The organism is Haloferax sp. s1, assembly GCF_058382125.1.
This window is the reverse complement of the sequence record NZ_JBZRPK010000583.1, coordinates 1-8,257: the sequence shown is the minus strand read 5'-3', so window position 1 is coordinate 8,257 and position 8,257 is coordinate 1. Positions and strand designations below refer to the sequence as shown.

8 protein-coding genes are annotated in these 8,257 nt (G+C 61.3%); 3 read left to right on the top strand and 5 right to left on the bottom strand.

All coding sequences use genetic code 11. The annotated features are described in order from the left end of the window. Positions 1-281, top strand: a 281-nt coding sequence (locus QT222_RS11310) for a helix-hairpin-helix domain-containing protein (RefSeq protein ID WP_491477236.1), incomplete at its 5' end; no start/stop codon positions are given. A gap of 187 nt (positions 282-468) precedes the next feature. Here the strand turns inward: QT222_RS11310 and mdh are convergent. Beyond that, a complete protein-coding gene (gene mdh, locus QT222_RS11305) occupies positions 469-1,383 on the bottom strand; it encodes a malate dehydrogenase (protein ID WP_004058845.1) in 915 nt (304 codons plus the stop codon). 172 nt (positions 1,384-1,555) lie between these two features. Between mdh and QT222_RS11300 the strand changes: the two genes are divergently transcribed. Beyond that, complete coding sequence (locus QT222_RS11300) at positions 1,556-2,206, top strand: Sjogren's syndrome/scleroderma autoantigen 1 family protein (protein WP_491477235.1); 651 nt, start codon at positions 1,556-1,558, stop codon at positions 2,204-2,206. A gap of 62 nt (positions 2,207-2,268) precedes the next feature. Continuing rightward, positions 2,269-2,658 carry a universal stress protein gene (locus QT222_RS11295; RefSeq protein ID WP_004058841.1) on the top strand — a complete coding sequence of 130 codons (390 nt, stop codon included), beginning with the start codon at positions 2,269-2,271 and terminating at the stop codon, positions 2,656-2,658. 55 nt (positions 2,659-2,713) lie between these two features. Here QT222_RS11295 and QT222_RS11290 read toward each other — a convergent pair whose 3' ends face one another. From QT222_RS11290 to QT222_RS11275, 4 genes are all read right to left on the bottom strand, one after another. Continuing rightward, positions 2,714-5,299: a DEAD/DEAH box helicase gene (locus QT222_RS11290; RefSeq protein WP_491477234.1), complete on the bottom strand. Its 2,586-nt coding sequence runs from the start codon at positions 5,297-5,299 to the stop codon at positions 2,714-2,716. A gap of 321 nt (positions 5,300-5,620) precedes the next feature. Beyond that, a complete protein-coding gene (locus tag QT222_RS11285; RefSeq protein ID WP_081603720.1) occupies positions 5,621-6,688 on the bottom strand; it encodes an OapC/ArvC family zinc-ribbon domain-containing protein in 1,068 nt (355 codons plus the stop codon). 48 nt (positions 6,689-6,736) lie between these two features. Further along, complete coding sequence (locus QT222_RS11280) at positions 6,737-7,129, bottom strand: DUF2073 domain-containing protein (RefSeq protein WP_004058836.1); 393 nt, start codon at positions 7,127-7,129, stop codon at positions 6,737-6,739. 6 nt (positions 7,130-7,135) lie between these two features. After that, positions 7,136-7,777: an Era-like GTP-binding protein gene (locus QT222_RS11275; RefSeq protein WP_004058835.1), complete on the bottom strand. Its 642-nt coding sequence runs from the start codon at positions 7,775-7,777 to the stop codon at positions 7,136-7,138. Positions 7,778-8,257: the final 480 nt, after the last annotated feature.

Below are 8,257 nucleotides of genomic sequence, written 5' to 3'. Positions count from 1 at the left end.
CCGGCCGGACCTGCGGCCGGCCGGACGCTGCCCCGCCCCCCCCCGTCCTCCAGCGCGTCCGCGACGAAGCCCACCGGTTCGCCGTCCAGTACCATCAGACACTCCGCGACGAGGTGAAGACCGTCCTCGACGACGTGCCCGGTGTGGGACCGAAAACGCGACGGGCGCTCCTCACGCGGTTCGGCAGCGTCGAAGGGGTGCGCGAGGCGTCGGTTGCTGATTTGACCGACGTTCCTGGCGTCGGCGAGAAGACTGCGGAAGAGCTGAAACGGCGACTCTGAAGGTTGGGACGGCGACTCTGAAGGTTGGGACGGCGACTCTGACGGCTGAAACGGCGACGCTGAAGGTTGAGAGTGACAGAGACACGCGTGTGTCAGCGTGGTGCGGTGGGTCGGCCAGCGTGGGCCAAAAAGTCAGTGTCGAACCGGGTGGACCGGTTTCCGCGTTCTCGTCGTCGGAGAGACCGGCTTACGCGATTTTGTCGTACTGGTCGCGGAGCTTCTCGGCGGCGTCGTCCATGAGGTCGGCCTCGTAGTCGTCGAGGTCCCATTCGACGACCTCTTCGATGCCGTTCGAGCCGAGTTTGACGGGGACGCCGAAGGAGGTGTCCTCGTAGCCGAACTCGCCGTCGAGGACGAGCGAACCGGGGAGCACTTCGCCGGTGTCGTGCAGGACGGCCTCGACCATGTGAGCAACGCCGGTCGCCGGACCCCACTGGGTCGCGCCCTTGCGCTCGATAACGTCCATGGCGGACTCCTTGAGGTCGCCGAGAATCTCGTCTTTCTCGTCGTCGGAAAAGTCGGGGTCCGTACCGTCGACGCGGACCTTCGAGAAGACGGGGACCTGCGCGTCGCCGTGCTCGCCGAGGATGGTCGCTTCGACGTTCTTGACCGGCGCGTCGAAGCGCTGGCTCAGGACGTAGCGGAAGCGTGCGGAGTCGAGGCGGCCACCGAAGCCGATGACTTTGTGGCGGTCGCGGTCGCCCGTCTCGTACAGGTGACGGTTGAGCAGGTCAACCGGGTTGGATGTCGTGATGGAAACGAAGTCGTCGTTGTACTCCGCGAGGGACGAGCCGATGTCGTCCATGATGGGAGCGTTGTCGCCTGCGAGGTCGATACGGGTCTGACCCGGCTGTCGCGGGATACCCGCCGTGATGACGACGACGTCGGACCCGGCCGTGTCCTCGTAGCCACCCTGTTTGACGACCGTGTTCGAGTCGTAGGCGATGCCGTGGTTCGTGTCGGCCGCCTGTCCGACTGTCTTGTCTTCCATCTTCGGGATGTCTACGAACACGAGTTCGTCGCAGACGTCACGAAGCGCGAGGTTATACCCAGCCGCGGCGCCGACCGTGCCGGCCGCACCAATCACGCTAACTTTCGTCATACCACATTAATGACGCTGTGGATTCCGAGTAAACGTTTCGGAACGGGCACCGCAGCGCTGTCTGTCGATTTTCTATTCGACAATTGACGAATTGGGGCGGGGAACGGCGTCCACTCGGCCCGCTCTCGACGACGCCGTGGGGTTTTTCGACATACGTCGCGTCCAAATGGACATGAGCGACTTCGACAAGGAGAAAGAACGTCAACGGCTTCGGGAGAAGTACGAGCGAGACGAGGCGAAGCGTCGCTCGACACAGCGGATGAGCGAGTTGCTTCTGCAGGGTGCGACGATGACGAACAAACACTGCGACCAGTGTGGTGACCCGCTGTTCCGCTACGAGGGGCAAGTGTTCTGCCCTACGTGTCAGACCGAGGACAAGGTGGCCGAGAACGCGGACCAGAAGGCAGAGAGCACAGGACAGGACGCCAGGAACGTCCCCGAGTCAGGTGCAGAAGCACCGAACGTCTCGGAAGCGGGTGAAGCAGCGGAGACACCGAGCACCCACGACACCGCTGCTGCAACGTCGGATATCCAAGCAGACTACGGACCGGAGGAAACTGGGTCTGCGAACAGTTCCGAACCTGCAAACAGTTCCAAACCGTCGAACAGTCGCGTGTCGGCCTCGACACGCACCGCGCGGGCGACGAGCGAGTACACGCCGCGCGATGTTGACGATGACGTGGCGAGCGTGCGTGAGTCACTCGTTCGAACGCTAACGTGGGCTGCAGAACAGGCTGAGTCGACGGATGACCCGCGGCGGACCGCCGAATATCTCGCCGCTGCGCGGGAAGCGGCCGAAGCAATCGCCGCGCTCGACCGATAACCGGGTCCACCGGTACACCGAACGCCACTAGAACTTACGACCCCGCAGACCCTCTCACTTGTATGGACATTCTCATCCCCATCGACGGCACGGACGCGAGCAAGCGCGCCCTCGACTTCGCCATCGAGATGGCAGTCGGGATGGGGGGTCACCTCCACGTCGTCCACTTTACGAATAAAGAGACCGACGCGACAGAGGCTATCCTCAGCGACGCTCGCGACAGACTCGACTCCGCAGACATCCCAAACGAACCGGAACTAACGACCATCAGGGAAGATGTCTGGACCGCCAGCCGCGTCGGCAAAGAGATTCTTGACACGGTCAGCCGAAACGGCTATGACCACGTGGTTATGGGTCATCACGAAAAACGCGTGGTCGATCGAGCCATCTTCGGAAGCGCCGCCGAGACGGTTTTCCGGGCGGAGAGCGTTCCGATGACCGTCGTTCCCTGAAATAGTCGGAACCGGACTCAGGCGACTCGAACCGTACTTGGGCCGTCAGTAGTCGTCAGCGGTACTCCGAACCGATGACTTCGCGAATTCGTTCGGCGGTGACTTTCCCGACGCCGCGGACCTCACGAAGGTCGTCTTCGTTGGCCGTCATGACGGCTTCGACGCTGCCGAAGGCTTCGAGTAAGGTGCGTGCCGTCACGGGACCGATGTCGGCGATGGCGGAGACGACGTATTCCTGTTGTTCGTCGAGCGTCTTCGCACTCTTACCGCCGTGGACGCTCACGGTTCGTTCGCGGTCGGTCTGCTCGCGGGTTGCGATGGTCGCAAGCATCTCCGCGGTATCGTCTTCGCCTTCGGTAAAGAGGACGCTCACGCCGAAGTCGACGGCGACAGACGAGAGTGCGCCCCGAATCGCACCAGGGTGGATGTTCCGTTCTTCGTAGAGGCCATGCCCCTCGATGATGAGAAGTGGACGGGCGTAGTGACGGGTGAGGTCGGCGATTTGCTCGAACAGCGAGCGGTCACCGCCCGTGAGCGTGTCGAGGAAGTCGGAAATGCTCTTTCGCTCGACTGCAACCCGGTCCGAGAGGATGTAGTCGCCGACAGCGAGCGTCTCCAGTCGCGTCGTCAAGTCGTCGCGCTTCGAGAGCGTGCGGGCGATGTGGGAGTCGAGTTCTCGCTGGTCGACGACGATTTCGACGCTCTCCTCGCCTTCGGTTCCGGCCTTCGCAATGGTGCCCGCTTTTTCGGATTCAGTCACCGGGTCGTCGGCCGTTTCACCGGCGTCAGCGTCGTCGTCCGTTTCACTGCCATCAGCGTCAGCGTCGGCATCGACGTCAGCAGACTCACCGTCCGGTTCCGCGCGCGCTAACTGTTCGTCAGAGGGACCGAAATCGGCAATCCCCGACTGCCCGTCCGTCACGTTCGCGGCAGTGGTAGTCGTGGAAGCCGATTCGGTGGCCGTCTCGGCGGACGATGTGGGTGCTTCCGACACCCCATCGTCAGCCAGTCCATCACCATCGACCCCTTCATTTCCGGTGGAACCGTCTCCCGCGAACTCGTCGAGGTCGCGCTGTGAGTGGTCGAGTTCGGCTTCAATCTCGGCCGCAGCACCCTTGAGTTCGCGGAGTTCCTTTTTCATCGTCTTCTCGCGCCGACGCGATATCCAGAAGTAAGCTTCGTCGCGCGTGTCTTCGGCGAGGAGGACGACAACCCGCCCGTCCGCCTGTCGGCCGGTTCGGCCCTTCCGCTGGATGGACCGAATGGCCGTCGGAACGGGTTCGAAGAAGAGCACGAGGTCGACTTCCGGTACGTCCAGTCCCTCCTCGGCGACCGACGTGGAGACGAGAACCTCGAACTCGCCGCCTCGGAACTTGTCGAGCGTCTCCTGTTGTTCTTTCTGGGACATCCCGTCGGAACCCTCGCGGTCGCCCTGTCCGACGAACCGGCGGACGGAGAAGCTCTCCGAGAGGAACTCAGTGAGCGCCTCGGCCGTGTCACGCGACTCCGTAAACACGATGACGCGTTCTCCGTCGTGAATGCCGAGCGTCTCGGCGAGGAGGATTCGCGTCTTTCTGAACTTCGGGTGGAGACCATCGAACGACTCGGCTTTCCGCATCGCTTCGCGGACTTTCGGCTCCGCGACGAGTCGCTGACTCGCCTTCGACGCCCCCGACGAACGGGCCGCGTTGCGCTGGCGCTCGAAGTATCGCCGGACCGACTCGACGGACTGCGTCTCGACGAGTTCGACCGCCCGACGAAGTTTCATCACCTCCGCGTGCGTGGACATGCCCTTGTAGCCCTCGGACTTGTCGGCGTTCATCAGCCGTTGGAGTTCCGCGCGCATCCGATTGAGGTCCTTCTGGGAAACGTCGGGTTTCGTGGAACTCGCAACGCCCAAATGCTTGAGTTTCTCCAGTCGGTCTTTGATGACCTCGTTGAGGGCGTCGCGAATCTCCAGAATCTCGTCGGGAAGTTGGATTCGGTTCCACTCCACGTCCGTGTCGTGGGTGTACTCGGCGACGTCCGCGTCCTCTTCCGTCATTACCTCCACATCGGCGATACCGAGGTTCTCACACACTTCGAGGATAGCCTCCTCGTCGCCTCCGGGCGACGCACTCATGCCCGTCACGAGCGGGTCTGCCGCGTCAGCGTGGTATCGCTCGGCGATATAGACGTAGGCGTAGTCGCCACTCGCGCGGTGGCACTCGTCGAAGGTAAGGTGTGTCACGTCTCGGAGCGAGATTCGGTTGCCGATGAGGTCGTTTTCGATGACCTGTGGGGTTGCGATGATTATCTGGGCGTCGTCCCAGAGCGCGGCACGGTCGTCGGGCCGAACGTCGCCGGTGAAGACGACGATTTCGTCGTCCAGAATGTTCAGCGCTTCGCGGTAGAAGTCCGCGTGCTGCTGGACGAGCGGTTTCGTCGGCGCGAGAAACAACGACTTCCCGCCGATTTCGTGTAATCGTTCGGCGGTGACCAAGAGACTGACTGTCGTCTTTCCAAGCCCGGTCGGAAGACAAACAAGCGTGTGGTCGTCGCGCGCGGCACCTGCGAGTCGAATCTGGTAGAGTCGCCGCTCAATGAACGACGGGACGAGTTTCGGATGGTCTACGTACGCAACGTCCTCGGAGGCCGACATCGGTGTCGATTGCGCGCCCTCGCCGATAAGGGTTCGCAGAGTACGGTGAAAGTAAAGGAGTCCGCCGATGAAAGCCGCGATGACGGTTGTTACCTCGCGCTATCGGCGGTGTCGAGGTCAGGGTCGTCTGGCCGCGCAGACGGGAGCGACGCCTCGAGGAGCGACGCCCACTCAGCGACCTTTTCGTTGTACGATTTGGACATAGCGCTTCCCAAGAGGATATACTCTCAACTATCGTATATAATGATTGTGCCAGTTCGACGGCCGAACCCGACGGTCACGAGGGATGTTCCACCGGAAACGACGGGGTCAGGAAGGGACTCAGTCTTCGCGCTCACCGGGACCCCACGAGTCGGGGACCTCGATGACGTACCGACCGTCTTCGCGGAGCGAGATGATGTACTCGTCGCGGTCGTACAGTTCCATAAGATTGAGTTCGTACTGGCCGGGATTGACGATTTTGATGCTCTCGAACTGGTCGTTGAGTTCTTCGCGGAGTTGGTCGAGGTTCGGTTGGTCGTCGGAGGACGGTTCGATGACCGTCCCGTCGACATCTGCCGGTGCGTCTTTCGGTCCGTCACCCGATGGCCGCTCAGTTGGTGTGGCCTCGTTCGGTGACCGTGGTGCGGCCTCGTTCGGCGTCTGGGTGGATTCGCTTGGGGTCCGTGGAGTCGGCTCACCCGGTTCCTGTTGGGTTGACTCGTGCCGATCCGCATCGGCGGCCGCGAGCTCTTCCGGCGTGACGACATCGCTTCGGGCGCTCTTCTGTGAGTTGTCTTCGTCGGTCTCTCGGGCGTTAATTCGTCCGGGCTGGCGGTTCCCGGGTGCGCGCCCTTGCTCACCAGTCGAGTCCGGAGCCGGCTGTTTCCGCGTCTCTTGACGAGGAGAATCGGCAGATTCCGAGTCATCGGGAGCGGCGGGCCACTCTCCCCATCCTCGCTTCGGTTCGGTCTTCGGCGCGTTCGATGTCTCCCGAGTGTTTTTCGACTCGGTGGTGTTTTTCGACTCAGTGGAAGACGTTCGAGCGGTGTCCGAAGGTCCAGTAGACTGCCCCGCCGACCCTTTGGACTGCTCTGGCTGCCCTGTAGACTTGTCAGTCGTTCCGGAACTCACCCAGTCGCTGACGGTCATCGAATCGTCATCGCCGCTTCCGGGTCGAGACTGGTTCTGTTCTGCTCGGTCACGAACGGCGTCGGCTGCCGAGGATGTCAAGTCCCGCGTTCCGGCACCGCCCGTCGTACGAGTGTTGTCACTGCCGCCCGCAGGTCCGTCAGCGCTGGATGCGGGCTCGAACTGAAACTTGTTGCCGCCGCAGTTCGGGCACCCCGAGAGCATCTCCTTCGAGCCGTCGGGGAACACCTTACCGCACGTCGTGCATTGATGTGGCATTGGTAGCTGTTGGCGCCGGATGGCGCGTGATGGTGTTCGTGAGACCCCCTACTTTCGTGAGACGAGCGCGCTGATGAGATTCTCGTCTTTGTGGAGCGTCTGAATCTGGTTCGCGGGACCGATAACCGTGAGCTTCTGCGTCGATTGCCGACCCATAAGTCGGTCGAGGAAGCTCTGGTCTGCGGTCTGCGAACGCGGATACGTCTCGATTTCGATGCCGTTGAACTCGTCGGGGCTGATTTCGGCCATCGTCACCTCGATGAGCTTCGACTCCTCGTCCGGCGAAAGTCCCTCTTCGAGAATGACGATATTCCCGTCGCGGACGCCATCGAGGATAAGCCGTATCTTCTCCATGCTGGCGAGATTGGCCATTCGATTCCCGCTGAAGAGGTCTATCTGAACCCCGTCGGAACCGTTGTCGGACGCCGTTGCTTCAGGCATAGAGAATCACCCGAAGTACTCCGCTATCTTCGCGTACACTTCGTCCATGTTCTCTCCCTCGAGTGCCGAAAGTTCGACTGTCTCGTGCTGTGGGTACGCGTTCGCGATGCGTTCGACGTTCGAATCTTCGAGGTCGATCTTGTTCGCGAAGATGAGCACGGGCAGGTCCTGACTCTCGATGATACCGATGAGCATCGTGTTGACCTGCGAAATCGGGTCTTTCGTACTGTCGAGCACGTAGACGACACCGTCAACGTCCTCGCGGAGCCAGTGCATGGCTTCCGCGACGCCTTCGGTCGCCTCGCGGGACCGACGGACGGCGTCGTCTTTCTCCATGTCGTGTTCGAGGAACTCTTTGTAGTCGACCTTCGTCGTGACACCCGGCGTGTCGACGATGTCGATTGTGACTTTCTTGCCATTCCGCTCGATTTCGACGTTCTCCTTCCGCCGCGCGCGGCGAGTTTCGTGAGGGATGTGGCTCTCGGGACCGATTGCGTCACCGGTCCAGTCACGGGCGATACGATTTGCGAGAGTCGTCTTCCCGGCGTTGGGCGGGCCATAAATACCGATCCGCTTCGGCTCGCTCTCCGAAAAGAGCCGGTCAACGACTCGTGAGATGCTGTCTCTGAGATCTGTAAGCAGTCCCATCCTGGGCCTCCCGCACCTCCCGACCACGTCGTGGAGGGCGTATGGAGGTATCACCCAACCGGACTCACTTAAGCACTACGTCAGACACCAGTCACGTTCCAGACAGAACGACAGAAACTGAAGAAGGCCCCCATTTCCACTCGAACGGACCATATTCACGGGTCTATCGTCTTTTACTGCCTGTCATCGCACTCGAGATGGTAATTCGTTGGCTTCCAATATTCTTGTTTTCGTGTGCGTGCACACGAAGCAGTCCTGACTGTCAACTCGAGTGAATTTATCTGAGGGGGAGCCGGTCTGTTTCGTCTCACCTTTCCTCCTTCTTTTTCTCCTGACGCTGTTCGTCGATAGCTCCCAGTTAGAAGTCGGTGGCACGTCTCCACGAGTGAGTCGTCTCCAGAGTAACTCGTGAGAGACCCTCCCACGGAGATGAAACAGTCGGGAGGGCACACCCCCACCCCTTCGTTTCAGGTGGAACGG